General features: G+C 40.2%; 27 protein-coding genes and 1 pseudogene. 9 read left to right on the top strand and 19 right to left on the bottom strand.

The genetic code is table 11. The features are described 5' to 3' along the window. A pseudogene (locus AN213_RS15400) lies at window positions 1-337 on the bottom strand (hypothetical protein); the annotation flags it as partial. A 24-nt stretch (window positions 338-361) separates the two neighbouring features. Beyond that, window positions 362-700: a hypothetical protein gene (locus tag AN213_RS15405; RefSeq protein ID WP_055199033.1), complete on the bottom strand. Its 339-nt coding sequence runs from the start codon at window positions 698-700 to the stop codon at window positions 362-364. A gap of 236 nt (window positions 701-936) precedes the next feature. Here AN213_RS15405 and AN213_RS15410 point away from each other — a divergent pair, with 236 nt between their 5' ends. Then, window positions 937-1,125 (top strand): hypothetical protein, encoded by a 189-nt coding sequence (locus tag AN213_RS15410; RefSeq protein WP_055021845.1) that lies wholly within the window; start codon window positions 937-939, stop codon window positions 1,123-1,125. Window positions 1,126-1,173: 48 nt separating this feature from the next. On the opposite strand, the gene AN213_RS15415 is transcribed toward AN213_RS15410, so the two are convergent. The 3 genes from AN213_RS15415 to AN213_RS15425 all read right to left on the bottom strand — a co-directional run bounded on the left by AN213_RS15415 (window position 1,174) and on the right by AN213_RS15425 (window position 2,749). Further along, window positions 1,174-1,437: a hypothetical protein gene (locus AN213_RS15415; RefSeq protein WP_150114727.1), complete on the bottom strand. Its 264-nt coding sequence runs from the start codon at window positions 1,435-1,437 to the stop codon at window positions 1,174-1,176. Window positions 1,438-1,625: 188 nt separating this feature from the next. Further along, a complete protein-coding gene (locus AN213_RS15420; RefSeq protein ID WP_055021843.1) occupies window positions 1,626-2,141 on the bottom strand; it encodes a zf-TFIIB domain-containing protein in 516 nt (171 codons plus the stop codon). Window positions 2,142-2,161: 20 nt separating this feature from the next. Next, window positions 2,162-2,749, bottom strand: a complete 588-nt coding sequence (locus AN213_RS15425) for a DUF4202 domain-containing protein (RefSeq protein WP_055021842.1) — start codon at window positions 2,747-2,749, stop codon at window positions 2,162-2,164. A gap of 276 nt (window positions 2,750-3,025) precedes the next feature. On the opposite strand from AN213_RS15425, the gene AN213_RS15430 reads away from it, so the two are divergent. Continuing rightward, window positions 3,026-5,434: a bifunctional diguanylate cyclase/phosphodiesterase gene (locus tag AN213_RS15430; protein ID WP_055199034.1), complete on the top strand. Its 2,409-nt coding sequence runs from the start codon at window positions 3,026-3,028 to the stop codon at window positions 5,432-5,434. Here AN213_RS15430 and AN213_RS15435 read toward each other — a convergent pair. Then, on the bottom strand, window positions 5,409-5,873 hold the full coding sequence (locus AN213_RS15435) for a thioredoxin (RefSeq protein ID WP_054563289.1): 465 nt from the start codon (window positions 5,871-5,873) through the stop codon (window positions 5,409-5,411). The two genes, AN213_RS15430 and AN213_RS15435, sit on opposite strands and share 26 nt — an antisense overlap. Before the next feature lie 155 nt (window positions 5,874-6,028). On the opposite strand from AN213_RS15435, the gene AN213_RS15440 reads away from it, so the two are divergent. After that, window positions 6,029-6,595 (top strand): DUF3365 domain-containing protein, encoded by a 567-nt coding sequence (locus AN213_RS15440; protein ID WP_055021840.1) that lies wholly within the window; start codon window positions 6,029-6,031, stop codon window positions 6,593-6,595. Window positions 6,596-6,670: 75 nt separating this feature from the next. Next, complete coding sequence (locus AN213_RS15445) at window positions 6,671-7,006, top strand: zinc ribbon domain-containing protein YjdM (RefSeq protein WP_055199035.1); 336 nt, start codon at window positions 6,671-6,673, stop codon at window positions 7,004-7,006. Between the two features lie 66 nt (window positions 7,007-7,072). Here the strand turns inward: AN213_RS15445 and AN213_RS15450 are convergent, their stop codons facing one another. After that, on the bottom strand, window positions 7,073-7,480 hold the full coding sequence (locus AN213_RS15450; RefSeq protein WP_150114729.1) for a hypothetical protein: 408 nt from the start codon (window positions 7,478-7,480) through the stop codon (window positions 7,073-7,075). A 275-nt stretch (window positions 7,481-7,755) separates the two neighbouring features. Here AN213_RS15450 and AN213_RS15455 point away from each other — a divergent pair, with 275 nt between their 5' ends. Beyond that, a complete protein-coding gene (locus AN213_RS15455) occupies window positions 7,756-8,514 on the top strand; it encodes an AAA family ATPase (protein WP_055199037.1) in 759 nt (252 codons plus the stop codon). A gap of 97 nt (window positions 8,515-8,611) precedes the next feature. Here AN213_RS15455 and rsgA read toward each other — a convergent pair whose 3' ends face one another. The 10 genes from rsgA to AN213_RS15505 form a co-directional block, all read right to left on the bottom strand. Next, complete coding sequence (gene rsgA / locus AN213_RS15460) at window positions 8,612-9,724, bottom strand: ribosome small subunit-dependent GTPase A (protein ID WP_095209777.1); 1,113 nt, start codon at window positions 9,722-9,724, stop codon at window positions 8,612-8,614. Window positions 9,725-9,729: 5 nt separating this feature from the next. After that, window positions 9,730-10,269 (bottom strand): GNAT family N-acetyltransferase, encoded by a 540-nt coding sequence (locus AN213_RS15465; RefSeq protein WP_055199038.1) that lies wholly within the window; start codon window positions 10,267-10,269, stop codon window positions 9,730-9,732. Beyond that, a complete protein-coding gene (locus AN213_RS15470; protein WP_055199039.1) occupies window positions 10,266-11,447 on the bottom strand; it encodes a MerR family transcriptional regulator in 1,182 nt (393 codons plus the stop codon). The genes AN213_RS15465 and AN213_RS15470 overlap by 4 nt, the downstream gene beginning before the upstream one ends. Before the next feature lie 144 nt (window positions 11,448-11,591). Then, window positions 11,592-12,800 carry an organoarsenical effux MFS transporter ArsJ gene (gene arsJ, locus AN213_RS15475; protein ID WP_055199040.1) on the bottom strand — a complete coding sequence of 403 codons (1,209 nt, stop codon included), beginning with the start codon at window positions 12,798-12,800 and terminating at the stop codon, window positions 11,592-11,594. Window positions 12,801-12,805: 5 nt separating this feature from the next. Continuing rightward, on the bottom strand, window positions 12,806-13,816 hold the full coding sequence (locus AN213_RS15480; RefSeq protein ID WP_055199041.1) for an ArsJ-associated glyceraldehyde-3-phosphate dehydrogenase: 1,011 nt from the start codon (window positions 13,814-13,816) through the stop codon (window positions 12,806-12,808). A gap of 2 nt (window positions 13,817-13,818) precedes the next feature. Then, window positions 13,819-14,319, bottom strand: coding sequence for a dual specificity protein phosphatase family protein (locus AN213_RS15485; RefSeq protein WP_054563279.1), 501 nt, complete (start codon window positions 14,317-14,319; stop codon window positions 13,819-13,821). A 13-nt stretch (window positions 14,320-14,332) separates the two neighbouring features. Beyond that, window positions 14,333-15,355: an ACR3 family arsenite efflux transporter gene (arsB, locus tag AN213_RS15490; RefSeq protein WP_054563278.1), complete on the bottom strand. Its 1,023-nt coding sequence runs from the start codon at window positions 15,353-15,355 to the stop codon at window positions 14,333-14,335. Between the two features lie 9 nt (window positions 15,356-15,364). Next, window positions 15,365-16,129 (bottom strand): metalloregulator ArsR/SmtB family transcription factor, encoded by a 765-nt coding sequence (locus tag AN213_RS15495; RefSeq protein WP_054563277.1) that lies wholly within the window; start codon window positions 16,127-16,129, stop codon window positions 15,365-15,367. Between the two features lie 142 nt (window positions 16,130-16,271). Next, on the bottom strand, window positions 16,272-17,417 hold the full coding sequence (locus AN213_RS15500; protein ID WP_055199042.1) for a serine hydrolase: 1,146 nt from the start codon (window positions 17,415-17,417) through the stop codon (window positions 16,272-16,274). A 129-nt stretch (window positions 17,418-17,546) separates the two neighbouring features. Next, window positions 17,547-18,356, bottom strand: coding sequence for a sulfite exporter TauE/SafE family protein (locus AN213_RS15505; protein WP_055199043.1), 810 nt, complete (start codon window positions 18,354-18,356; stop codon window positions 17,547-17,549). A gap of 387 nt (window positions 18,357-18,743) precedes the next feature. Here AN213_RS15505 and AN213_RS15510 point away from each other — a divergent pair, with 387 nt between their 5' ends. The 3 genes from AN213_RS15510 (at window position 18,744) to AN213_RS15520 (ending at window position 21,645) form a co-directional block, all read left to right on the top strand. Beyond that, the gene (locus tag AN213_RS15510; protein ID WP_054563270.1) at window positions 18,744-19,721 is read left to right on the top strand and encodes a DUF1852 domain-containing protein; all 978 of its coding nucleotides are present in this window, start codon (window positions 18,744-18,746) and stop codon (window positions 19,719-19,721) included. An 11-nt stretch (window positions 19,722-19,732) separates the two neighbouring features. Then, window positions 19,733-20,770: a methionine synthase gene (locus AN213_RS15515; RefSeq protein WP_055199102.1), complete on the top strand. Its 1,038-nt coding sequence runs from the start codon at window positions 19,733-19,735 to the stop codon at window positions 20,768-20,770. Between the two features lie 539 nt (window positions 20,771-21,309). After that, window positions 21,310-21,645 carry a hypothetical protein gene (locus AN213_RS15520; protein WP_055199044.1) on the top strand — a complete coding sequence of 112 codons (336 nt, stop codon included), beginning with the start codon at window positions 21,310-21,312 and terminating at the stop codon, window positions 21,643-21,645. A 34-nt stretch (window positions 21,646-21,679) separates the two neighbouring features. On the opposite strand, the gene AN213_RS15525 is transcribed toward AN213_RS15520, so the two are convergent. Beyond that, window positions 21,680-22,156, bottom strand: coding sequence for a hypothetical protein (locus AN213_RS15525; protein WP_055021831.1), 477 nt, complete (start codon window positions 22,154-22,156; stop codon window positions 21,680-21,682). 40 nt (window positions 22,157-22,196) lie between these two features. After that, a complete protein-coding gene (locus tag AN213_RS15530; protein WP_236702931.1) occupies window positions 22,197-23,018 on the bottom strand; it encodes a hypothetical protein in 822 nt (273 codons plus the stop codon). 248 nt (window positions 23,019-23,266) lie between these two features. On the opposite strand from AN213_RS15530, the gene AN213_RS15535 reads away from it, so the two are divergent. Then, window positions 23,267-25,099 carry a GGDEF domain-containing protein gene (locus AN213_RS15535; RefSeq protein ID WP_095209778.1) on the top strand — a complete coding sequence of 611 codons (1,833 nt, stop codon included), beginning with the start codon at window positions 23,267-23,269 and terminating at the stop codon, window positions 25,097-25,099. Window positions 25,100-25,398: the final 299 nt, after the last annotated feature.

The raw sequence follows: 25,398 nt of genomic DNA on the forward strand, positions 1-25,398 counted from the left end.
TGTAGTGATAATTAGGATGAGTAACTTTAAAAAGAATTGTTGCGTAGGCATTAGCTTGCAATAGGTCTAACCGCTCACGCGGGAAGGTAATTGGCTCATTAGCATAGCTCGTTTTTAGATATCTATAACCGGAGTCTATGCCACAGCTACTATGACCACACGACTCTGTGTACACAGACTCTATTAAAAAAGGAAACTCCGACACTGAGCCATCTTCTGTTTTAATTGTCACAACGATGGGCCCGCGATAACCATGCGCTTCATCAAATAAAAAATCACAACCTGTGGTAAAAAAACAGGCCAGTAACACGCTCATAAACACCACTAATTTTTTCACACTATTGACCTTATATTTTAATAATTATTTAGCGCTAATTATGGGGTTGTCGGCACTGCCACTAATTTGGTAGCCATAAATGTTGGCAAGCTGCTCAAGCTCAGGCGACAAGGCAAGGCCGTTGTCTGTATCAAACAATAGTCCTAACGTTTTTAATAAGTCAGCTTTATTATTTTTTAAAATTGCAATGGGTATATTGTCGAATTCAGTAATGTTCGGGTTAGGTGATTCGCGGTCGTTATTTTGGCTCAACTCAGCCGAGTTTAGTTGCGATACCAAACTTAGAATTAGACTAGACTCATGATAAGACTGAGAGTTTAGCTGTTTTATTTCAGGCTCTTTTTGTTCAATATCATTTAACATAACTACTAGCGATGTATAAATAAACAAAATAGCGAATATGAGAATAAAATATAAAACAACCCTGTTATGACTTATATTCACAGCAATTCCTTTTGTAAAACCATTTAAAACTTTAATAACCTTACACCAGCAATAAAGACCATCAAAAAAATCATTAAAAAAACAAACAAAAGAACCGAAATAAAAATAAAGAACCAGTAATTTTTAACGATTTAAAGCAAGATAAAAAGCTCACCATGCAAGGCTTTATCGTGATTGATTATTTTGATCAGTACCCTGAGTTTATTGAACAAATGGGTGCGTGGTTCAGCGAAGGTAAAATTAAATCTGAAGAAACGGTATACCATGGCATCGAAAATGCCGTTGATGCATTTCTTGGTCTGTTCGAAGGTATAAATAAAGGAAAAATGCTAGTTAAGCTTTAACGCTTAATAACTAATAAAGCCTGTATCTTAATTAGTAAAGGCTTCTTTTTAGGCAAGTTTAAAAAATACGATTGCCGAAACAAGCACCAACCCCACATAGGAAAGAAACAAAATCCCAGCTTGGCGATGTTTTTTTGCATTCGCTCGCACAGTTTCGTTCTCTATGGAATTTAAAAGTGCTAAACCCTTTTTAGATACAAACACCATAGGTACTTTTAAAAATCGCGGTGCACCTAGCTGTTGCCACAGTTCCGGCTCTAAAGTTTTAACCGATTGATAGTATTTATATTCAGCGCTCGCAGCATAAAGCATTAACAGCGCCCACACTGAAACCAATATTATTGTTATTAGCATAGGTTACCGATCAATTTATTTCGTTAGGTTTAAAGTGTATGCCATCGCCTATAAATCACAACTCTGTAAACAGTTTTAAATCTTAAAGTTTCGAAAGATAGACAGAACCGCGAGTAAGTTCAGCGTCAGGTGTTTTATATAAATTATCAGTCATTCAAAATCGATAAATACGCAAGTTCTGCTAGTTTTTCTAATGATGACGTTGCTTTAGGCTCAGGCTTTTCAGCATGAACAGAATAACGCCTTTTCGGGATCTTAACTTGAATAAAACCATGATTATTGGCCATATCAATACGCAGCATTTCACGTTCTTTTGGCGTTAAATGATTTTCATGGATCTTTTCAAGCTCACCATGATCAAGCCAAATAGCTGCACAATTTGGACATTCATCTATTTCAACCACTTTTAGTGGCGTAAAAAAGCGTCGCATCATCACCACGTCAGGGCAATTCGGGCAATTAATTCGCTTTGCTAAATCAACACATTCTGTTGGCAGGGTTTGTAAATGAGCCACCAGCACTTGCGCGGGTTTTAAACTTGGATCGCTAAAGTGAAATATTTGTCGGTTATCAAAAAATACGCCACCAGATTTTGATAAATACACGTTAACGTCGCCAATGCTCACTGCTTCAAGGGCTGTTTTAGTACGCGGGCAAAACATAGACCATCCTTGTTTTATAATTAATTTAGCGCTTTTGTAATTAACGGTTTAAGCGGCTCAGGTAAGCTGATGTTACCAGCTAATACAAAGTCATGTGCTTCGTTTGACATTTTTTGCCATGTTTTACGAATAATACCCAACCATTTTTGCTCATCGTAGTCAGGCTTACTACTTGCAAAATCAAGCATGTAATGCTCAATAAACACAAGGCTTGCAATGTCTTCAATCAATTGGCTATCAGGGTTTCGTTTTATGTTCTTTTTAGCAACGGCTGCGTATACGCGCTCACATTCTTCCGGTGCGTAACCCGCCGTTTTCATAAGGGCTGTTACACGCTCGGCATGAAAGTCATATAAAGCCGTACGCCATTGATAATAACCTTGCTTACCCATAGGAAAATCACTGCGAGGAGAGCGCCAACGCTCAATATGTTGGCCTCGCGCAGCAATATGCATCAACTCATCGGCTTGTGGGTTGAAACGGTTTAGCATATCGGTCATACGCATTGCATATAAAGACTCTTTTGCTAGCTCTTGATCATCTTGTTTTACACGATTTGGGTCGACAGCATTCGCTGCATCTATCGCTTTTATAACGGCTTGGTACATAGTGTTTAATCTTACTTGTGCTTGCAATTCATTGTATTTAGGTACAATTATTTTTTTAACTTGCTAAAAATTCAACTAAAATTCTAGATATTTGCTAGACAACCAGCTAACCCTAAACTAGTATTTTTAAAAGCAAGCTTAGTACTTAAATACCCACTTAATTCAGAGACGCCATTGCGTAATATTACATATTTTTCGTTGTTATTTACTTCTTTTTTTCTCAGTTTCTGTTTATTTTCGGCGATCGCACTAAAAGTGTTTTACGATAGACAAGAAATGCATGAAATTGAGCAAAATGCAGCACTTAACAGTTACAGCAGTAACATTGAAAAAGCACTTGATAGCGCACTCCTTGGTCCTTACCTTGTTCGCGCCGCGATGCGTGACTTTACATACTCACAAACTGAATTCGAAACCCTTGCCACTGAGATATTAACTCATAGTGATGGTAGCCAAACTATTCAACTTGCACCAAAAGGGGTTATTCAATACAGCTACCCGCTAACCAGTCACGAGAGTGTGATTGGTGTCGACTTATTCAAGATGCAAAGTATTGAAAAGTCATTACAAACAGCCATTGATACTCAAAAAATGCAAATCGATGGACCTAAAGAGTTGGCTCAAGGTGGTCAAGGCTTAGTCGCTCGATTACCAATTTTTGATCAAAATGAGTTTTGGGGGTTTGCAATCGCGGTGCTGCGTTTTCCAGAATTTATAGCAAATTTGAGCCCTAAAACTACTTCACACCCTCACCTCTATGAGGTTTGGCAAAAAACAGCGAATAGCTACGCGCCGCTTTTAAATAACAACGGTTTTGAGCAAAGCCACTGGTCAACTTACAACCTCGATGTTGAAAATCAACATTGGGTTGTGGGTATTAAAGACGAGTTTGCTTATCGAGCGCATGTTGAATTTTTAGTATTACTACTCATAGCTCTGTTACTTTCATCGGTTAGCTGCTATTTGATTACGATTACTTGTCGGTTACGTGAGCATGAGCAAAACCTCGAAAAACTTGTGCAAAAGCAAACCTTAGAGCTGTCTGAACAGGCACTTGAATTAAAACAAGCTCAGTCACTCAGTGGCGTAGGCAGTTGGCATCTGTCGCCTGATAAAAGCATTAGGCAATTATCATCACAAGCTAAATCGCTATTCAAAGAACAAAGCAAAGCGCAATCAATTACTGATGTCTGTAAAAAAATCGATAGTTTTTATAAAAATTCGTTTTTAAATTTTATTCATACTAAGCCTAGTAGCCCGACTGAAATTGAATACACGATTAAACTCAATGGAGAAAAACGCTGGTTTCATGAACACGCTGAATGGAACCCTAAAACCAACACCTTGGTTGGTACGATTAAAGACATCAGTGCTGAAAAACAACGCCAACATGAGCTTTACCAGCAAGCACATTTTGACTCGGTCACCGGCCTTGCCAATCGCCATTACAGCGAAAAATATATCGCTAGTTTATGCCCTGAAGACCAATACAGTAGCGGCCTTACTTTATTGTGTGCCGAGATCAAAGGCTATCGTCAATTAGAAGATATTTACGGTCAGGATTACTTAAATGAACTACAGACAACGCTAGCTAACCGGCTAATTGAATTTTCTGACTTACATCAAGCGTTTTGCGCTCATATAAAACCTGGCTGTTTTTTAATATTACTAAAAGAAGCCATTTTTGATGAAAAACTCGCCGCCCTATTAGATAGATTACAGCATCAGGTCGGCGGTATTATTGAAACCGCTGGTAGCGCTCATTTTTACCACTTATACATTGGCGTGGGCTATCCGCATTTACAAAACATCGATGCGGCTGAGCAAATCAACACAGCCCTCATTGCGATGAATGAATGCCCTCGCACACAAAAACCGTTCACAGTTTATAGCCAATCTCTAAAAGATAAGCTTATTGCACAAAGTAACCTCGAAAGTGATCTACGCCATGCGCTTGCGGCCAACGAACAGCTAAGTATGGTGTATCAGCCAATTGTAAACACTCTAGATGGCACACTGATTGGCTGTGAAGCGCTTGTACGTTGGCAGCACCCTGTTAGAGGCTTTGTGTCACCTGTTGAGTTTATTGCCATCGCTGAGCAATCAGAGCTCATTAATTTATTATCACGTTGGATTGTTGCTAAGGTTGCGGAAGATTGCCACCGCATGGTTGATAACAATATTCGTATTAAAGTGTCGATCAACCTGTCGCGTAAGCAGTTCTCTGATGTGCATTTAGTTAAACGACTCAGTAAAGAAAAAGCTAAGCTATTTCCTGCTAATCAAAAAATTAATCTTGAGATCACCGAATCCGCCCTATTTCAAAATACCCAGTACGCCATAAACCTAATGCATGAACTTAAATTAGCAGGTTTTAATTTATCACTTGATGACTTTGGAACGGGTTATTCATCACTGTCGTCAATTCAGCAGTTTCCGCTAGATAACGTTAAGATTGACCGTGCCTTTATTTGTAACTGCGTGGATAACCCACGAGATGGTTTATTTTTACAAACGATGAGTGATTTAGCCCATCAACTAGACTTAACGATTACTGCAGAAGGGGTCGAAAGCTCAGAGCAATGGCAGTTGGTGAGTGATAAAGGTATTGATTATATTCAAGGTTACTTAATATCAATGCCCTTATCTATTGATGATTTTATAGCGTTTGACCCGGTTGCGTAAGGTCCACTGCCAAGCTTTGTTTTGGCTTTTCGATCATACGGGAAAGCTCTTTTTCACCATCAAGGACTATAATGGTTGGCGTATACATTAAGTCATACTGTTTTGCTAACCCTGCAGGGTCTAGCTTGTCGTAGCCAACGGCCACTAGTTTAAGTGAGCCTAACTGCACCTTTGCAGTATCGAGAAGCTTCAAAAATCGAGGCACTTCACGTTTTGAGTCATGACACCAAGTGCCCAAGAACACCAAAACCTGCTTACCTTGCAGTGCTTTTATAGTGCTTAACTCTTCTTTGCTCGGTGAGTATTCATCGTACTCTTCACTAAACGCAGAGTAGTCTTTAAGTAAGTCATCACGACTTATCTCTCCACTGTATGGAGCGGTACCTGCAAATGTCAGGGCAGAGAATAACAAAGCGGCGATATAAATTAGTTTTTTCATTTTTTAGTTCTCAAGATATTTTCTTCACCTTAACCAATTTAGCAACAACACTCCAGCAGGCTTTGTGCAAAGAATCGTTATTTTTTGCAGGTTAAATTGGCATGTATAGTAAAAACAAACTACTATATTAGATGTATCTAATATAAGGTTTTACTATGTTTTCCTTCAGAACAATTGTGATTTGTACTGTGTTACTTTCACCTAGTCTTTATGCCGAAACAAAATCAGCGACTCTAGAAACTCAAGCAGCGGAGCGAGCAACTGAATTTGCCACTACGCTTAAATCAGCATTGGGAGCTGCAATAAAACAAGGCGGTTTAGTTGAAGGAATTAACGTGTGCAAAATGCAAGCCCCGGCTATTAGCGATAGCTTATCAACTGATGGTTGGACGGTAGCACGTAAAAGCACTAAAAACCGTAATCCAAATAATCAACCCGATGAATGGGAAGCTGAAAAAATCGCCCAGCTGCTCGATATGATCAGAAACACAGAGAGCATCGACAATGTGACTTTTTCAACCAATAAAGATGGTCAATTTCGCTTTGCTAAAGCGATAAAAGTCGCGCCAGTTTGCCTCAATTGTCATGGCCAAACAATTGCGCCAGAAGTAAAGCAAGCGCTTAGCGAACATTACCCAAATGATTTAGCCACAGGCTATCGGCTTGGTGATCTAAGAGGAATATTCTCTATTACCAAAACGCTCGAAACGCCTGAGTCATAAAATAAAAGCCTTGTACTCGCATAGTTTACTCTTAGCCATTAAAATACCCTTTTAAAATCAACCATGGTGCCATTTATGTCTTTTCCTCCTTGCCCACAATGTAACTCTGAATACGTGTATGAAGATCAAAACAATTTAGTATGCCCAGAATGCGCTCATGAGTGGGATCCTAATGCGGTTGATACCGATGATGTGATCAATGTGAAAGATGCTAACGGCACCTTATTGGTCGATGGCGATAAAGTGACTGTTGCGAAAGACCTAAAAATTAAAGGCAGCTCACAAGTAATTAAAATTGGCACCAAAGCCGTGATCCGCCGCGTGTTAGATAAAAAAGACCACGAATTAGACTGTAAAGTTGATGGCGTTGGTGAAATGATGGTTACCGCTAAGTTTGTTAAAAAAGCCTGATAACATTATAAAATTGTTATATATTGCTGCGAATAATTACGCAGCAATTTCAATAAGCTAACTTTTTTAATAGCCAAACTTTTCAACAACAATCCCCGTTACTTCACAATGTTCGCAGCTCAACTGCCAGCCAGCAGCCCATGTGGTTGCGTTAAGCTTTACTTTGCAAAGTGGGCAAACTTCGCCAATAAAAGTGCTTGGGGTAATATCTTCAGCTTGCTTAGAAAACGGTCTTAAAAACCACAGAATATTATCGTCGATACTGATGGTTAGATCGTGGCGTAACGTTTCACAATACGCATCAAACACCGCTTGTTTGAACTGTTTTGCGTGCTCAGCAGATTGGCTGGCATAAACACTGAGTGCGTTTTCGATGTCTTTTAGGCGATCAGGCCATGCTTGTCCGTCTATATTCGCTTTGCAATCTAACAGCTCTTCAAGAGTGTAACTTGCATAGTTTGGTTCAAACATCATTACCATCCTTGCTTTGGGTTATTAATTTTTTGGGTACTCAGTGCTTTGGATATAATGTACCATTTAGCTTTATTTGCAAAAGCCATTGATCAAACAAATTGTTCGCGATACTCAGCTTTTCATCTGAAAGTGTCGGGTATTGTCTTTGCTCAAACCGCGCGTAACGATTATACACATCGTTATTTTGCGTGATTTCCATAATGGCAAGTTAGAAACTTAGTAAGCTACCAGAGCCTATTATTGGGTCTAGTTCGTCTTTATTAGGAGTATTGTGTATGGACGCATTACCGTATCTACAAAAAATAAAACTCAAACGAGAGCAGGTTTTCTCTTTTGATACATATCCATTCTCTATTCCTGCGGTTAATCAGCTCTTTGAAATAGACTTTTCGAAACATGTCACAATATTTGTAGGTGAAAATGGTTCTGGGAAATCGACTCTTTTAGAAGCAATTGCTATCGGCTTAGGTTTTAACGCCGAAGGTGGTTCTAAAAACTTTAACTTTCAAACTCAGCACTCGCATTCAGAGCTTCATAAGTACTTGCTATTCTCAAAATCCTTTAAGGGATACAAAGATGGATTCTTTTTACGTGCCGAAAGCTTCTATAACGTTGCATCAAATATTGATGACTTAGATTCGGGGTTTTCTGGAGGACCTAAGCTGATAGATGCCTATGGTGGTACATCCCTACATCACCAATCACATGGCGAATCCTTTTTAGCGCTTATGGTAAACCGCTTCATTGGCAATGGGCTTTACATTTTAGATGAGCCTGAGGCCGCACTTTCTCCTTCTAGGCAGTTGGCTGTTTTAAGTCGCATGTTTCAACTAATTGAACAAAACTCTCAGTTCATTATTGCCACACACTCACCGATTTTAATGGCGTACCCAGGTGCAAGGATCTACCAAGTGGGAGCACAAGGCATTGAACAGATAAATTATGAGGATACTGAGCATTACCAAATTACAAAGGCGTTTTTAAACAACCCACAGCCAATGCTCGAAGAGCTTTTCAAGCCTGAAGGTAACTAAATTTTTAGGTTTGAGATTCGCAACAGAATTAAGTTTGTTCACCAAGCAGTTGCTATCTCAGAATATCAGCTATCACCGCAGCGTCTTTATGATCTATTCAAGCTTCCCTGCTTGTATCTAAAATAAGTTTGTTCAAGTTAGGAGCATTGTTATGTACTCTCTCATTGATCAATAAGAGAGCTCTTTTAATTGACCTATTTTGCTTTTGAACAGTATTAACCATTTTTGAAAACGCGCGCTGGTTGGCGCGCTTTTCAGCCATGGTGGCATTGTTGTGCTCATTTTCAGCTAACAACTTACGGTAATTTTCTAAGCGTCTTGTTGATAATGAGCCCATTTCAATTGCTTTAATAACAGCGCAGCCCGGCTCTGTTTGGTGTTGGCAATCTTTAAATCGACAGCTACTTGCGAGTAGCTCAACATCTTCAAATGCACGTTCAATACCTTGCTTTGAATCACTTAATTGCAATTCTCGCATGCCCGGTGTGTCCATCAATAACGCACCATTAGGCAATCTTTTAATCGATCTAAAAGTTGTTGTATGACGGCCTTTGCTATCTTGTTCACGAATACCTGCTGTTTTTAATTCATCGGAACCAAGTAATGCATTAACAATGGTCGACTTGCCCACTCCAGATGAGCCCATAAATGCGAGCGTTTGCCCCTTTCGGCAATAAGGTGTAAGTAAATCACAGCCCTCTGCTTTTAACGCATTAATAGCAATGACACTCAAAAGAGAATCTAGGTTTTGTACTTGCTGGCAGTGCTTTTCAACGTCTGGGCAAGTATCAGCTTTAGTTAACACCACCACAGGCTCTATTTGGGCATTTTTAACCAAGGCTAAATATCGCTCTATCCGATTTAAACTAAAGTCATCATTAAGCGATGTAACAATAAACACGGTATCAATATTCGCCGCGATTAATTGAAACTCGTGTTTAGAGCCTGCAGCCTTGCGCTTAATGATTGAAGCTCTTTCAAGTACCCGTAAAATACGCGACTCATCAAATACCACCCAATCACCTACGCAAATTTGTTCAAGACCCGGTGTTAAAGCAAACCGCACCGTGCCTTGCTCGCCAAGCAATACGACCTCTGTTTTGTGATGCTCAACAACACGCCCTAAATGGCTGTTTTCTAGCTCATCCAAACTCAGCTGTTGTTGAAAGAAAGGTCGCATGCCTAATTCTATCAGTGAAGGGGTTTGCATAGTGTTTACCAAAGCGCAGGGTTATCGAGTGGTTTTAGACAACTTGGCTTACCAGTAATTGGCAAAATTTCGTCATCTAAAACCGGTTTAGCAAGCCAACCTTTTGGGTAAGATAAGTTATGAGGAGCTTGAATAATTTCTTCACTCACAACGGAAAAACCGACTTTTCCATAAAAGTTGATATCGCCATAGGTCATCACTAGGCTGACATTTTGTTCAGCTAACTTATCACAGCCAAATTGGATCAGCTTTTGTCCTATGCCTTGTCCCTGACAATCCGTTGCCACTGCAACAGGCGAGAGTAAAAACACCTCTTTAGCGTGCGCAAACTGTAAACGCGACAGCACAATAGCGCCCACGATCCGTTGCTTATCTGTCGCGACAAACACATATAAATCAGTTGATGGATATGGCTCAGCTAAAAAGTCAGTGACTAAACGGGCAACTTGCTCGCCTTCTTGTTTTGACTCTGATGCACTAAATGTTGCCAAGTAAAGCGCAATAATTTCGCTTTTTTGGCTCTGTTCGTAAATTGAAAAATTCACTTAGACTCCTTAAGTTTTAAAATAAAATAGTGATAAGTAAAGTTTTGCCCGGTTTCATTTTCGTAAAGGGCAATTTCTGTTTGTATGTCTTTCACAGCTTGAGACTCTCTTATCGATGGCGGTAATTCAGCAAGGCGCACCTTGAGTGGTTGCCAATAGTTTTGCCAAGCTTGCTGATCCAGCGAAAACTGCTCTATAAGCTCATATCCAAGCTCATCAAATAATGAAACGCGGCTTTCGATTAATTGCATATCTGGGTAATTCGCTTGCCAGTACTCTTTAACCGCCATTTCAGACTGGCTGTTAAGCCAAACTAAATCACTGACCACAATTACCCCATCACGGCGAAGAAACGGTTTCCAGCTTGATAGTGCGCTTTGCATCCCCATGACATACACGCACCCTTCAGCCCAAATAACATCGAATGAATTTGCTTTAAAAGGCAGTGCAGTCATCGATGCGCAAGTCAAAGACACACGCTCAGCCAATTGCTCTTTGCGCAGTCGCTCCTGTAAATAAGCAAGTGCCGATGACTCATTATCTAAAGCCGTGATATTGGCATCAGTTTGTTTGGTTATTAATAATGTTGATGAGCCTTTACCACAGCCAATTTCTAAAATTTGTTTGGCATTGTTAGGAACAGCAGAAATGGCTTTTAATGTGGCTTCTTCACTACCAGGCCCCAATCGCTCTAATGGCTCAAACACAGTCATGAAATCGTGCATGTAGCTTTCATGGTCACTCATATCTTTTGATAACCAACGAAGCCGCAATGCCTCTTTTTCTGTGTACCCTTGCTTTAACAACCAATTTAAATGCGCACTTGGCGCACGCTTATTCAGCTCATCATGTAAGTGTTTTTGAGGGCGTTCGCCAAGCAAACTCAGTAACAAATCTTTGGCTTGTAACTTAGCGGTAATTTCATCTTCAAGTTGTGCTAAGCGCTGTTGCAAAATAGCTTTATCTAGCTCTTCATCTAAACAGCTTTGACATTCTTTTAAGGTTAACCCCGCGCTTTGTAACTGCTGGATCAAAACCAAGCGTTGTAAATCAGCCTCGCTGTAATAGCGATAACCATTTGCAAGCCGGCGCCCTTGAATGATTTTAAGCTTCTCGTAATACAACACAGCCGTGCGCGACAAACCAAGCTTTGCTGCTAACTCTGAAATTAAATACATGATGAAATAGGCCTATAAGGCTTTTGAATACAATAAGTATGAAGTGTAAAGCTATAGACAGGTCAATTATTTTTACAAAATAATTTAAGAAAATAAGGTAAGCAAGAAAGTATGCTTACCTTTATAAGGCGTGTTTAGATTTAACTAAATTTGTTTTGGTAATTTAGTCGAAATAAGAGCGGTAATAACAATAAATAACAGTGAGATAGCTAAACAGGCTGCTAAACCATAAAGCTGAAACACTAAGCCCGAAAACACAGTACCAATTAAGCGTCCCATGGCATTGGCCATATAATAAAACCCGACGTCGAGTGATACGCCATCGGCATCAGCCATACTCACAATTAAGTAGCTGTGCAAAGATGAGTTAATCGCGAAGACCACGCCAAACAACATCAGTCCGCCTATCAGCATTGGTTTTACTGCCCAGTCAAAACCAATAGCAAGGGCAATGGCTAAGGTGACTAAAGCAAGCAGTGATGCCCACTTAACTGTTTCTGCGCTCGGTGATGTTTGCTTATTAAGCTTAATGATTTTAGGTGCAAAAGATTGCACTATCCCATAACCAATGATCCACGCAGCTATAAAAGCCCCCACGGTCCAATGATCCCAACCAAAGGCTTGCGATAAAAACACCGGAAGTGCAACTACAAACCAAACATCACGGGCACCAAACAAAAACAACCTCGCGGCTGACAAGATATTAATTGAACTGCTTTTTGAAAATATCTCGTTAAACTTAGGTTTATTTTTGGCTTTGCCTAAATCATTTTTAAGTGCATATATACTAAAACACCACACCACCAGCAAAGTGGCTGCCATCGCGAGCATTGCGCCTTTAAACGACATTAATGTCAGTAGTAAGCCACCTAAAAAGAAGCCTACACCTTTTAATGCATTTTTAGAGCCCGTTAGTAACGCCACCCATTTAAACAAGGTGCCTTCTTGTCCACTGGCAACCAGCATTTTAATTGAGCTTTTAGCACTCATTTTATTGAGATCTTTGGCAATGCCCGACAGAGCCTGCGCTAACATCACATAGGCAACACTCAACCATTCAGGGGGGACTGCCAGCATAAACAACGCCGCAACCTGTATGGCAAGGCCAATGTTCATGGTCTTGTTTAAACCAAGCCTTGCGCCTAAATAGCCGCCCACTAAGTTAGTGACAACACCAAAAATCTCATAAAACAAAAACAGCATGGCAATACTCAAAGGCGAGTAGCCAAGCGCATGAAAATGCAGTACCACCAACATTCTCAATGCGCCATCTGTTAGCGTAAATGCCCAGTAATTCCCAGTGACAATTAAGTACTGCTTTATATCTGCGGGAAGATTAGCAAAACGCGTCATTGCTTTTAACCTTGTAGTGATCGCGCAACTTTACGGGCAAGTTCAGCGGTGCGGTTTGCGTAACCCCATTCGTTATCGTACCAAACATACAGCTTAACTTGAGTCTCGTTCACAACCATGGTTGATAACGCATCAACAATGCTTGAGCGTGGATCGGTTTTGTAATCAATAGAAACAAGTGGCTTTTCTTCATAGCCCAAAATGCCTTTTAGCTGGCCCTCTGCGGCTTCTTGCATCCATTGGTTAATTTGCTCAGCGGTGGTTGGCTTTTCAACTTCAAACACACAGTCGGTGATTGATGCATTTGCTAACGGCACACGAACCGCGTGGCCGTTTAATTTGCCTTTAAGTTCAGGGAAAATATGTGTAATCGCTGTTGCAGAGCCCGTTGTAGTTGGAATTAAGCTCATGCCGCATGCGCGAGCACGGCGTAAATCTTTATGGGGCGCATCTAAGATAGTTTGCGTATTAGTGATATCGTGAATAGTGGTCATTGAACCATGTTTGATACCAATTTTCTCTTGCAGAACTTTAACCACAGGCGCTAAACAGTTGGTAGTGCATGATGCAGCAGTCACAATATCGTGCTGCTGTACATCGTATAAATCATCATTTACACCCATTACAACGTTCAGCACACCGTCTTCTTTTACAGGGGCAGTGACAACAACTTTCTTCACACCTTGATCAAGATAGGCTTGCAGTAACTCGGTTTTTTTCATCACACCAGAGGCTTCAATAACAATATCGCAACCAGACCAATCAGTGTCTGCAATCGTTTTATTTTGCGTAACGTTAATTTCGTGGCCATCGATGATCACAGCGTTGTCGTTACTTTCAACCTCATGAGGCCAAATACCGTGTACCGAATCATACTTTAGTAAGTGAGCGAGTGTTGCTGCATCACCCGCTGGGTCATTAATTTGCACAAACTCAACGTCGTCCCATGCAAACGCTGCCCTTAGCGATAAACGACCCATACGGCCAAAACCATTAATGCCTACTTTAATTGCCATTGTTAAGCTCCTACTTTTTGAAAATTGTCGAAAAATGAACGTTGTACTTGGTTATGCAACGATTTAGGGCGAATAGCCTGCACTTGATTAACTATGTCGTTTTTAGCATAGCCAAGCTCATGCATTAATAAACCAATAACTAAGCCTGTACGGCCTGAGCCGCCTTTACAGTGCACAGCCACGCTACCACCGCTTTTTATGATGGCAAGAATCTCGTTAAGGTGTTTGTTGAAAGCGAGACTAAACGCTTCGCTTGGCGCGTCATCATCAACAATAGGTAATTGAAACCAGCTAAGACAGGCTTGCTCACATTCGATTGCAAGCTGCTGCGCGCCATTTTTAATAAGCTCTTCATCGTACATTAGAGTAATAATGGCTTTTGCACCTGCCGCTTTTAAATCTGCTACAGACTGCGATAAACCAACGCCTTTTGTGCCAGGGCAAGGGGTAAAAATAAATGCCCCAGTTTCTAGCTGTAAAATATCAAATGGATGTGATTGCATTATGATTCCCCAATTACTCTTTAAACCAATGTGTTGTTTTATTAACGATTGCAACCAACGACAGCATCACAGGTACTTCGACCAACACCCCAACAACGGTTGCTAATGCTGCACCCGAGTGCAAACCAAATAATGAAATAGCCACTGCGACCGCTAACTCAAAAAAGTTAGAAGTACCAATTAAACATGCAGGCCCTGCAATGTTGTGCTTAAGCCTAAGCTTTAACGCAATGAAATAGGTGATTGCAAAAATACCGTAGGTTTGCAAAACAAGCGGAATGGCAATCAGTACAATGTTAAGCGGTTGGGCTAAAATCGTGTTCGCCTGAAACCCAAATAGCAAGACCACTGTGGCCAGTAAACCAATAACTGAGTAAGGTTTAATTTTCTCTAAAAATGACTGCACAGCAGCCTCATTTTGTGCTGAATTATTAAGAGCTTTTCGTGTTAATACCCCGGCAATGAGTGGTAGCAATACATACAGCACAACCGAAATCATCAGTGTAAGCCAAGGCACATGAATATCAGATACACCCAGCAATAACCCCGCAATAGGTGCAAAAGCAAAAATCATAATGATGTCGTTCACAGACACTTGCACTAAGGTGTAATTTGCATCGCCTTTGGTCAGTTGTGACCACACAAACACCATTGCCGTACAAGGTGCAACACCAAGCAAAATCATCCCAGCAATATATTCTTGCGCAGTTTCAGGGCTAACGAAATCAGCAAATAACCCTTCAAAAAATAGCCAACCTAATGCGGCCATTGAAAACGGTTTGATAAGCCAGTTAATGATTAAAGTGAGCATCAGCCCTTTAGGGTTTTTACCGACTTCTTTGATTGTTGAAAAATCAACTTGCACCATCATCGGGTAGATCATTACCCAAATAAACAGTGCAACAACAATGTTTACATGCGCCACTTCGGCTTTGGCAATTAGCTCAAATAAAGGCGGAAACATCACCCCAAGCGTCACACCGATGGCGATAGCAGCAGCAACCCATACAGATAAATATCGTTCAAAAACACCCATTTTCAGTCCTTAATTGCAGCAACGAGCAACACGGGTTGGGCGATCATCGCCCATCGCATTTAGCCTTGCTAACTCGTTTTCTATGAAATTTGGTTCGTTTACCACGGTCGAGGTAATTGTTTGTTTCATCCACATAGGTAGAGTCGGGTTTAAAGAGTAAAACACCCACTGCTGGTGTTTTCTATCCGACAAAATACCCTGTTTTTTAAGTTGCGCTAAATGCCTTGAAACCTTTGGTTGGCTCTGCTCGTTAAGTGCCGTCATTAGTTCGCATACGCAAACCTCTTGCTCAACGGCGATAAGCAATAAGCTTTTTAAACGAATATCATCTGCAAGGGCTTTATAAAATATGGTTGGCGAAATCGATACTGGTTTTTCTTTGTTATGGGATTGCACAAACTGTTTGATTCGCTCATTGAGCTCTTGCAAGGTTTTTTCAAAGGCGTGAGGTTCAGGACGCGTTTTAGGATCGATAAAATCCCATGCAAGGCAATGGCTGCCATCGACGCGATTGGCGCATTCTTTGGCAGCGTCATCACATAAGGTAATGACGTAATCAAAATTCAGGTTAGTTACATCGTTTAAGTGCTTTGAGTGTAAGTCATCTGTTTTTAAACCAAAATGCTCAATCGCCGCAAGCGTACGAGGGTCTACCGCATAAGGTTCAGTACCCGCACTAAACACCTCAAACTCACCTTTACCATGATGTTTAAGCAACGCCTCAGCCATAATTGAACGGGCTGAATTTTCTGTACATAAAAAGAGAACTTTCACGACTTACTCCATAACAATTTAGTTATATAATATTTTTGTTATATGAAGTACGCAAGTCATTTATTTTCTATAATAACTTAGCTAAAGTTGAGCTAAAGGAAGAATCTGGCGCATCTGTGCGCCAGTTTAGATTTTGGCGTGTTTAGAGTGCTGATTTTGCTTGTAAAATTAAGTAGTCACTCATTACTTTTTCAAGCTTAGCGTAGTCTTTTTGCTGAGTAACAGCCCCTGCGACCACCACCTGCGTTGTTGGCTCATACATCACCAAAGTGCCCCAAAAGCCACCATGTTGATAAACCAAGGTGCCGTTATATTCTTTTGCAAATACACCTAAACGGTAAGGGCTATCTGCTGGTAAGCCTTTAACCGATAGCATGAGTTTGAGCGTTTCTGGATGTTTGAAGACCTTACCTGAAAATAAAGCCTGATAAAATTTAGCCATACCGATTGGGCTGGCAACAAGCCCACCGCCACCATATAAATCGACAGTTGGGCTCCAATTAAAAGTATCGGTGCCATGCAAGTATTGATGTACGCGTCGAGACTCATCCACAGCAACCGAATCACCCCTTTCCCAGACCACATTTTCGATATGATTTTTATCGAAACTTAAGTATTGGCGAACCGCTTCAGGTAGCGGTAAATCTGTCACTCTTTCAATAATATGGCCGAGTAACACATAACCGGTATCTGAATATGAAAAACGCTCACCAGGTTTACCAACTGGGTCGCCCCACTCTACACACCCTTTAATTTGCTCGCGCATCGTAATATCTTGTTGCGGATGTGCCATTATGCCAGCTAAATACTGATCGCTTTGGGCGTGATCGTATAGCCCTGCCGTATGACTCAGCACTTGCTTAAGCGTCATTTTATCAAGGGCATAACCATCGCTTTCAAGAAGCGCAAAAAAGTCGTCAGAAATTAACTTATCGAGCGTTGTATCAAGGCTTAGTTTTCCTTCCTCGTGCAAACGTAACACCGTTGCCGCAGTAAAGGTTTTGGTCACACTGGCAATTCTAAATAAACTATTTGGGTTGATAACTTGCGGCGCATTTTCTTTACTTTGCTTTACCGTTGAAAAAGCATGTCCATCATCAACAATCACATGAAGTGCAAAACCTGTAAGGGGAGCTTGTTGGTTTGCATTGAGAACTTGGCCCATTAAAGCATGGTGAGTTTCGAGAGGCTTTGTAGCCTCAGCAGTCACTGGCAAGGCCATGAGTGATAGAGCAACGAATAAAGAGCTTAGTGTTTTTTTACTCGCTTGAAAGCACCAACGTTCCATAACATTTTCCTTAAAAAATAGTCCTTAATTAGCGCCTACAGCTTTCGAAAAAAGGCAGTTAAGCAGCCTAAATACTGCTTAACTGACATTAACAAACGGCTTTCGTGTTGTCGAATTAATACGTTAACACTATTTAGTAAGCATATTCACAGCCATAATAACCAAAAGTCCTGCAAAGATTTTCTTGATGGTAGACACAGGCAAATGATGCGTTGCTTTTGCTCCTAATGGTGCGGTAAACCACGAAGTACAAACAATACCAAACAAGGCCGGTAAATAAACAAAACCGGCAAAGCCCTCTTTTAATGTAAAGTACTGACTACCCGAACTGATGTAACCCACTGAGCCAAATAGCGCAATGACAATACCGCAGGCCGAAGCACAACCAATGGCTTTTTTCATATCGACCGAGAAAAACGTTAGTAACGGCACAAGAACCGCACCACCGCCAATGCCTATCATGGCAGAGAGTCCCCCAGTGATGGTTGTATAAAGTGTCAAAAGGCCTTTATTGGGTAGCATTCGTGTTGATTGGCTGTCATTTTTACTACTGAAAATCATTTTTAATGCAATAAGCACTACACTCACAGCAAACACAATTCGCACCACATTTGCAGGTAATAGCGAAGCCAAAAAGCCACTGATAAGAGCGCCTAGTGCAACCCCAGTCATCACCCACGGAGCCAATTGCCAAGGCACATTACCATTTTTGTGGTGAGCGATAGCTGATGACGTTGAAGTAAAAAGAATTGAGGCAAGCGATGTAGCAATCGCCACCAGCACAACTTGCTCAGCAGGTAACACCTGAAAGTGCAGCAAGATCATGCTTAATATGGGCACAATAACTAAGCCTCCACCAATTCCTAAGAGCCCCGCTAAAAAGCCCACCCCGCTACCAAGTATGGCGCAAGCAATAATAAGCACGATTAATTCATTCATTGTATTTGTCTGCTTTGTTGGTTTAGGGAACCGAGTATAACAACAATAAAGTACGGGGTTGTTTTCAAAAGTAGGGTTAAGTAGTGAATATTACTCACGTTTTATATGAAATTACTGCAACTCCAACAAACCGATTTGGAAATCCAGACGTCTAAAATGGCTTTGAAGTATTTTTTCACTATCCCTTCCTAAATGTTTTACTAAAACAGCAAATATTCATGAATCTGTCTCATGTTTTACCTGAAATAAAAACGTTTTTCTTCATGATACTGAGCACGTATAAATTTATTAGTATTTTACGCTGCAGAGCAACCTAAGGTTAATGACCTAGCGATTTAAGGAAGGTGAGCAGCAATCATTTATCTCAGGACTTTTGGATACATTGCCATGAACAACGATTTCAGATTTACAATTAAAAGCATTTGCCTAGACGAGAATTATCATCCGTCAAATAGCACACGACTTACCACAAACTTTGCGAACCTAGCTCGCGGTGAAAGTCGCCAACAGAATTTACGTAACGCATTAAAAATGATTGATAGCCGCTTTAATGCGCTAGCTAACTGGGATAACCCGCAAAGCGACCGCTACTCAGTAGAGCTTGAGATCATCTCAGTTGATCTAGAAATTGCACATAGCACAGAGGCATTCCCGTCAATTGAAGTGCTAAAAACTAATATCATTGATCACCAAACTAATGAACGTATCGAAGGTATTGTTGGTAATAACTTTTCATCTTACGTGCGTGATTATGATTTTAGTGTACTGTTGCTTGATCATAATAAAGCGAAAAGCGAATTCAGCATTCCCGAAAACTTTGGCGACTTACACGGTAAACTCTTTAAATACTTTATTGACTCAGAGACTTACAAACAGCACTTTAAAAAACCACCGGTTATTTGTTTAAGCGTGTCTGATAACAAAACGTACCATCGTACAGAAAACCAACACCCAATTTTAGGTGCAGAGTACCTACCAAATGAGTCGTCATTAACCGAGCAATACTTTAAAAAAATGGGCTTGCAGGTGCGCTATTTTATGCCACCAAACACTGTTGCTCCGCTGGCGTTTTATTTCTTTGGTGACTTGCTGAACGATTACACCAACTTAGAGTTGATCAGCACGATTAGCACTATGGAAACATTCCAAAAAATCTACCGTCCAGAAATTTATAACGCCAATGCTGTGGCGGGTAGTTGCTATCAACCAAATTTAAGAAATGCCGATCACTCTATCACGCAAATTGTTTACGACCGTGAAGAGCGCAGCCAACTGGCGATTGCGCAAGGTAAGTTTACTGAGCAACACTTTATTAAGCCTTATCAATCAGTACTTGAAAAATGGTCTGCCAACTACGCAATTTAATGAGAGTAAAAATGAAAAAGTTATTACCTACATCGACAGCAGGCAGTTTACCAAAACCAGCTTGGCTTGCTGAGCCTGAAACCTTATGGTCACCTTGGAAATTGCAAGGTGCAGAACTTATCGACGGCAAACAAGACGCGCTGCGCGTTGCCTTACAAGAGCAACAACAAGCTGGCGTTGATATCGTGAGCGACGGCGAGCAAACCCGCCAGCACTTTGTAACGACCTTTATCGAACACTTAAATGGCGTTGATTTTGAGAACCGTAAAACAGTGACCATTCGTAATCGCTACGAAGCCAGTGTACCAAGTGTGATTGGCCCGGTGTCACGCAGCAAACCCGTGTTTGTTGAAGACGCCAAGTTTTTACGTTCGCAGACCAAGCAACCTATAAAGTGGGCATTACCAGGGCCTATGACCATGATCGACACCTTGTATGACGCGCATTATCAAAGCCGTGAAAAACTAGCGTGGGAATTTGCCAAAATTCTCAACCAAGAGGCGAAAGAGCTCGAAGCTGAGGGTGTTGATATTATTCAATTTGATGAGCCTGCGTTTAATGTGTTCTTCGATGATGTTAATGACTGGGGCATTAAGTGCCTAGAAAGAGCAATCGAAGGCTTAAAGTGCGAAACCGCCGTGCACATTTGCTACGGCTATGGCATTAAAGCCAACACTGATTGGAAACAAACACTGGGCAATGAATGGCGTCAATATGAAGAAGTATTCCCAAAACTTCAAAAGTCGAATATCGATATTATTTCTCTTGAGTGTCACAACTCTCGCGTGCCCATTGAACTATTAGCACTCATTCGCGGTAAAAAGGTGATGGTGGGTGCCATTGATGTAGCAAGCAATGAAATTGAAACCCCTGATGAAGTGGCACACACATTACGCGAAGCCCTAAAATATGTTGATGCCGACAAGCTTTACCCATGCACAAACTGCGGTATGGCCCCTCTCCCTTGCCACATAGCAAGCGCCAAGCTTAGTGCGCTAAGTAAAGGCGCAGAGATTGTTAGGGGGGAGGTTTTAGGGGCTAGAAGCTAGGCTCTAGGAGTAGTTAGCGAGTAACTAGGGGAAAGTTACGAGGATCGAGTTACGAGGTTCGAGATGCGAGGGTCAAGGTGCGAGGAGCGAGATGCGCGTCTACATCCCCCTAGTCGCCATAAATGACGACCTTATAGGTCGGGCTTCAGCCCGTCAGTTTTTAAATTTAGTCTGAACCTGATTGTGTAGCAGTGATTTCACATCGTGTTTTTACCTCGCCCATCGTATCTCGTATCTCGTTTCTCGTATCTCGTTTCTCGTATCTCGTTTCTCGTTTCTCGTAAAAATTTATCAATGACGCAGCATAAAGCCGCTGCTACAACGTAGGCGTGAAACGTGTTTCGCGCATCCTATCCCCTAACGACCAATCCCTAAGGATTACCCCCTATAAACTGACCACGCCCCTCCCCCTAGCACTTTTAAATCAACCTTCCCAGAAAGAGTTAATCCAAAAGATGCAAAATTGAGTTGGCTAGATTAATTATTTTTTGCTAGATTTCAGTTGTACCCAATGGATGGGCAAAAATTGAGGGATTAATATGAACGAATTTGATATTTTCATCAGAAATATTGTCTTGGATTGTATTCGTGAGCAAGGCACCTGTAGCGACATTTGCGAAGAAGATGAGCAATTAATTTTCTATGTTGAGATTGAAAACCACGACAATGTGATATCGCATAAAAAGTTTAAAGTAACCTACCCAATTAGTTATTCGATTCAGTCAGCACTTAAACATGAAATTGATTTACTGAGATATTTAGACTCTGGTGAAATCAGAACGCCCTTTACCACGGATATTGTCGAGGTACTTAAATCTGAGTTACAAGCCTTTATGTTCAGCAACAAACACCGTGGCGAATACCATATTTGCTAATTCTTAATTTATAGCCTGATGAAAAACAATCTGGCTATAACTTAACTAACTCACCATTATAAATACGGTAGCGTAAAGTGATTTTCTTGCTGGGGCAGCAACGAGGATCACTCTCATCATATGTACTTAATTGTATAACAAGCTGTTCGCCAATCTTTTTCGTACTATCTACTACGCCGTTAAAAGAAATAGACGACAACTCGCTATATCCATCATCTTGCACCTTAATGAGAGTCAGTTTTTCTAACCAAACATTGCCTGTTTGATAAGTCCAAAATATAGAGACTCTACCATCACTATGCTCATAAAAACGCTTTAATTGGCCAATTTCATCATCAGAGACTAACTCTGTGAAGTGATCTTTATATTGGCTCTGAATAAACGCATCTACGTGCTGCTGAATTTGCTGCTCGGTGGCATATCCTGTTAAAGATACAAAAAGTGCTATTAATCCAAAACTTTTCAACACAAAACTATGGGGCTTTGGTTTGTTATTTTCAGACAACCCCATTGTTTACTCCATTGATAACTGTTTGTTGATAAAACTTGGTTTAATTAGTTTGATAATAAAAACTTATCTTGGAGAGTGGTTTGATTATTTCGTACTCAAGGCCTAAAGCATTCCTATCGCCTTCCCTAGGTATACTATATTTGTCTAAAAGGACCACTCCCCAATGATTATCACTAAGACCACCGAAAATCACATTAATGTTGTCATACTCATCCTTTGTTACTGCTGCAACCTTAAATTTAACCATTAAATCTCTGAGTTTTTGTGAATCGGCTGATAGCTCCATCAAGCTAGGGGCTTCACCAGGTGATAGAGTTTTATAATCGGCAGATGGTACAAACCCCGCATATTTTGATGGTGTATAGCTTACTAATTGAGTAGGAGAGTAAAAAGTATTGTTAACACGATAAACATTCGGCGCAGTTAATTGTACAAGATTCAAGCTAATGTTGTTTTTAAAAGCTAAGATCTGCTCGTCCGATACAGCTAAAAATGAGCTAATTTGCTTTAGCCTTTGCTCCGTACACTGATCTTTTTTGCAAATAAATAAATTAGGAAGTTTTGTTCCAATCTGCTGTTCAACATTTAAATACTGACTACCAAGCACGCCTAAATTAAAGTTAGTGAACGCTTGCTTATCTTTGTCATTTTTAAATTTTGTGGCATGAATATCAAAAATGCTAAACGGGTAAAAAGAGGGTAAATAGGCAAGCTCTACATCGGTTTGCGGCATCATTTCGTCCATATGCTTTAAAACCGCGAGATACTCTTGCTCTATCTCATCATTAAAATAATCTGGTCTTTCAGCCAGTGCTGTAACAGAAAATAACAAAGCACTACAAAGTAATATTTTGTTTAACATGAAAAAAAACATCCTTTTAATTAAAACTATTTAAAGTAACCATATCATTTTAGGTACACAATTCCATTACTTTGTGTTGAGCTGCTTTCAAATCCCAAAAGTAACCAACCATAGCTTAAAGTGTTAAATTATTTATATTTTTTCAACGTAAAATATTATAAGCAACAATTTCATTATGCTAAGCTAGCTGCAATTATAAGAAAATATCATTGATTGGCATCAGAGTAGCTGTATGGAGTAATGCTCAAATGATAAGGATATTGTGCTTGTTGCTATTTGCAACCAATGTGGCTGCAAATGATGTTCAGAGTGAAATCAGCCGTGCTCTTCACGGTTATACAACATATTCTGAATCTGTCGAAATTTTAGCTAGATTAGAGCAGCAAATGCCTTATGAAAATGTGCTAGATGATGCACAAGTAATGGCGTTTAAATGTTGGTTTTCTAATGTATCAACCCCAAACGGAATTAATGAATATAAAAAATTTCTAGAAACAGCCAAACCAATCATTCAACAAGTAAACAATTTAAACTTAATACAGGAACTTGCTGTTTGTGAAGCAAACCAAGAGTATACGCAAGGTAACTACCAGAAAGCTCTCGAACACTTAAAACCAATAATTAACACGCCGTCAGTAGACGAAATAACCTCTTCAAAAAAATTGTCAATCATTGCTCTTGCTCACATAGTACTTAACCGTATTCAGTTAACTAAAGGCGACTATCAAGAGGCATTCGACTCTGCTAAAACGGCTTATCAGTTATTTGAAAAAGCAGGTAATGACTACGAAAAAGCACTCGCATTAAAAGAAATTGCCGATATTCACATAGCGTTGTACAACTATGAACTTGCAATTGAACAACTGCAGCGAGCCAAATTAGCGTTAACGAAATTCAATAAGCAAGAGCATTACAAAGTAACGGATCAACTCGCGTATGCCTATGAAGAAAAAGGCGACTTAATAAAGGCAGTTGAGCTATACGAGTCGATAAAAAAAGATGTTCGTCGTTTCGAAAGCGAAAATGGCTATGCTTACATATTAATTAAACTGACAGAACTCAATATAAAACTTAATAGCTTATCTCAGGGTGAGTCATATCTAACTGAGTTGAACACGCTTTCTGTTACTGACAGCTGGATTTTGACTCTTTACAACTTCACTAAATCAGAATGGTACTTGGCTACCTATCAGTTGCAAGCCGCCCTTACATCTTATGAGAAGATAGCCGGGCAACAACAATATTGGCCCGATAGCTTAAAGGAGCGTTATTTAAATTTAACCTCGCAGCTTGCAGCTGCAACAGGAGATACTTCCTTACAAATAACATCTCAACAACAATTAATCGCTTTAATTAAAGATAAACAACAAGCTATCGCAAATAACACGCTTATATCTGCCAGATTAAACTTTAATTATGAACAGCAGATCCTTGAGATTTCTCGTTTAGAGCATGAGTCAAAGCTACAACAAAAACTTTTAGCGGTGGCCGAAGATAAATCTTTTTGGCAAGGCTTAACTGTGATGATCACTTGCTTGTGCTTACTCTTATTCGCCGTTTATACATTCAAACAAGTTCGCCAGAAAAAGTACTTTGAAATACTCGCTTTAAAAGATGAACTAACAGGCATAGCAAATCGAAGAGCTATATTGAATTTAAAACGAAGTGTCATGCTGCAAAACAAACTAAATCAGCAAGTAAGCTCTTTGATTTCTATCGATATTGATCATTTTAAAGCGGTCAATGATCAATACGGTCACGATATTGGTGATGAATTAATCATATCTATAACCAATACGATTGTGCAAACCGTCCGTTGTTCTGATCGGGTAGGTCGTGTCGGCGGCGAAGAGTTTTTAATTGTGCTTGAGAATCAATCTTTAGAGCATGCAAAAGATATTGCCGAGCGTATTAGACTTTCAGTTGCCGAAAAGGAACATACATCTTTGTCTATAAGCGCAACGATAAGCTTAGGTGTTATAGAAATTGCACCAAACGAAACGTCAGAACAGGCAGCCAAAAGAGTCGACTTACACCTTTATGAGGCAAAAAGAAGAGGACGAAATACTGTTTTTTCTTAGCTTTTAATAGGAGCTCAACATCCAAAAGATACAGACTTATATCCGACCAAACGAATCAAACATTCAACGTTGTTCTTTCTGATCCAAGGCTGGAATTAAGCTATAGAAATGGTGGGAAAATTTAAGAGCACTTTCTGATTTGTATAGCTTCAAGTTTCTGATTAAACGCTAGAATTTGTTGTTTTTTACGATTAACCGTAAGAATAAATTTGCTATTTATATTTTGAGTAAAATCCAAACGAAAAAAAGGCCGAGGGCATTAAATGCCCTCGGCCTATTATTAGTGTGATTTCAACTTT

Source organism: Pseudoalteromonas sp. P1-8, from assembly GCF_001399985.1.
In the GTDB taxonomy this organism is placed as follows: Bacteria; Pseudomonadota; Gammaproteobacteria; order Enterobacterales; family Alteromonadaceae; genus Pseudoalteromonas.

Bases quoted from the DNA above. Each gene is read 5' to 3' on its own strand.
- AN213_RS15485 (WP_054563279.1), bottom strand. From the start codon at position 14,319: ATGCAATCACATCCATTTGATATTTTACAGCTAGAAACTGGGGCATTT.
- AN213_RS15525 (WP_055021831.1), bottom strand. From the start codon at position 22,156: ATGGGGTTGTCTGAAAATAACAAACCAAAGCCCCATAGTTTTGTGTTG.
- AN213_RS15415 (WP_150114727.1), bottom strand. From the start codon at position 1,437: ATGCTTTATGCTGCGAGCGCTGAATATAAATACTATCAATCGGTTAAA.
- AN213_RS15420 (WP_055021843.1), bottom strand. From the start codon at position 2,141: ATGTTTTGCCCGCGTACTAAAACAGCCCTTGAAGCAGTGAGCATTGGC.
- AN213_RS15505 (WP_055199043.1), bottom strand. From the start codon at position 18,356: ATGAATGAATTAATCGTGCTTATTATTGCTTGCGCCATACTTGGTAGC.
- arsB (WP_054563278.1), bottom strand. From the start codon at position 15,355: ATGGGTGTTTTTGAACGATATTTATCTGTATGGGTTGCTGCTGCTATC.
- AN213_RS15450 (WP_150114729.1), bottom strand. From the start codon at position 7,480: ATGATGTTTGAACCAAACTATGCAAGTTACACTCTTGAAGAGCTGTTA.
- AN213_RS15520 (WP_055199044.1), top strand. From the start codon at position 21,310: ATGAACGAATTTGATATTTTCATCAGAAATATTGTCTTGGATTGTATT.
- AN213_RS15500 (WP_055199042.1), bottom strand. From the start codon at position 17,417: ATGGAACGTTGGTGCTTTCAAGCGAGTAAAAAAACACTAAGCTCTTTA.
- AN213_RS15480 (WP_055199041.1), bottom strand. From the start codon at position 13,816: ATGGCAATTAAAGTAGGCATTAATGGTTTTGGCCGTATGGGTCGTTTA.
- arsJ (WP_055199040.1), bottom strand. From the start codon at position 12,800: ATGACGCGTTTTGCTAATCTTCCCGCAGATATAAAGCAGTACTTAATT.
- AN213_RS15405 (WP_055199033.1), bottom strand. From the start codon at position 700: ATGTTAAATGATATTGAACAAAAAGAGCCTGAAATAAAACAGCTAAAC.
- AN213_RS15470 (WP_055199039.1), bottom strand. From the start codon at position 11,447: ATGTATTTAATTTCAGAGTTAGCAGCAAAGCTTGGTTTGTCGCGCACG.
- AN213_RS15430 (WP_055199034.1), top strand. From the start codon at position 3,026: ATGCATGAAATTGAGCAAAATGCAGCACTTAACAGTTACAGCAGTAAC.
- AN213_RS15425 (WP_055021842.1), bottom strand. From the start codon at position 2,749: ATGTACCAAGCCGTTATAAAAGCGATAGATGCAGCGAATGCTGTCGAC.
- AN213_RS15435 (WP_054563289.1), bottom strand. From the start codon at position 5,873: ATGAAAAAACTAATTTATATCGCCGCTTTGTTATTCTCTGCCCTGACA.
- AN213_RS15440 (WP_055021840.1), top strand. From the start codon at position 6,029: ATGTTTTCCTTCAGAACAATTGTGATTTGTACTGTGTTACTTTCACCT.
- AN213_RS15455 (WP_055199037.1), top strand. From the start codon at position 7,756: ATGGACGCATTACCGTATCTACAAAAAATAAAACTCAAACGAGAGCAG.
- rsgA (WP_095209777.1), bottom strand. From the start codon at position 9,724: ATGCAAACCCCTTCACTGATAGAATTAGGCATGCGACCTTTCTTTCAA.
- AN213_RS15510 (WP_054563270.1), top strand. From the start codon at position 18,744: ATGAACAACGATTTCAGATTTACAATTAAAAGCATTTGCCTAGACGAG.
- AN213_RS15410 (WP_055021845.1), top strand. From the start codon at position 937: ATGCAAGGCTTTATCGTGATTGATTATTTTGATCAGTACCCTGAGTTT.
- AN213_RS15445 (WP_055199035.1), top strand. From the start codon at position 6,671: ATGTCTTTTCCTCCTTGCCCACAATGTAACTCTGAATACGTGTATGAA.
- AN213_RS15535 (WP_095209778.1), top strand. From the start codon at position 23,267: ATGATAAGGATATTGTGCTTGTTGCTATTTGCAACCAATGTGGCTGCA.
- AN213_RS15515 (WP_055199102.1), top strand. From the start codon at position 19,733: ATGAAAAAGTTATTACCTACATCGACAGCAGGCAGTTTACCAAAACCA.
- AN213_RS15530 (WP_236702931.1), bottom strand. From the start codon at position 23,018: ATGTTAAACAAAATATTACTTTGTAGTGCTTTGTTATTTTCTGTTACA.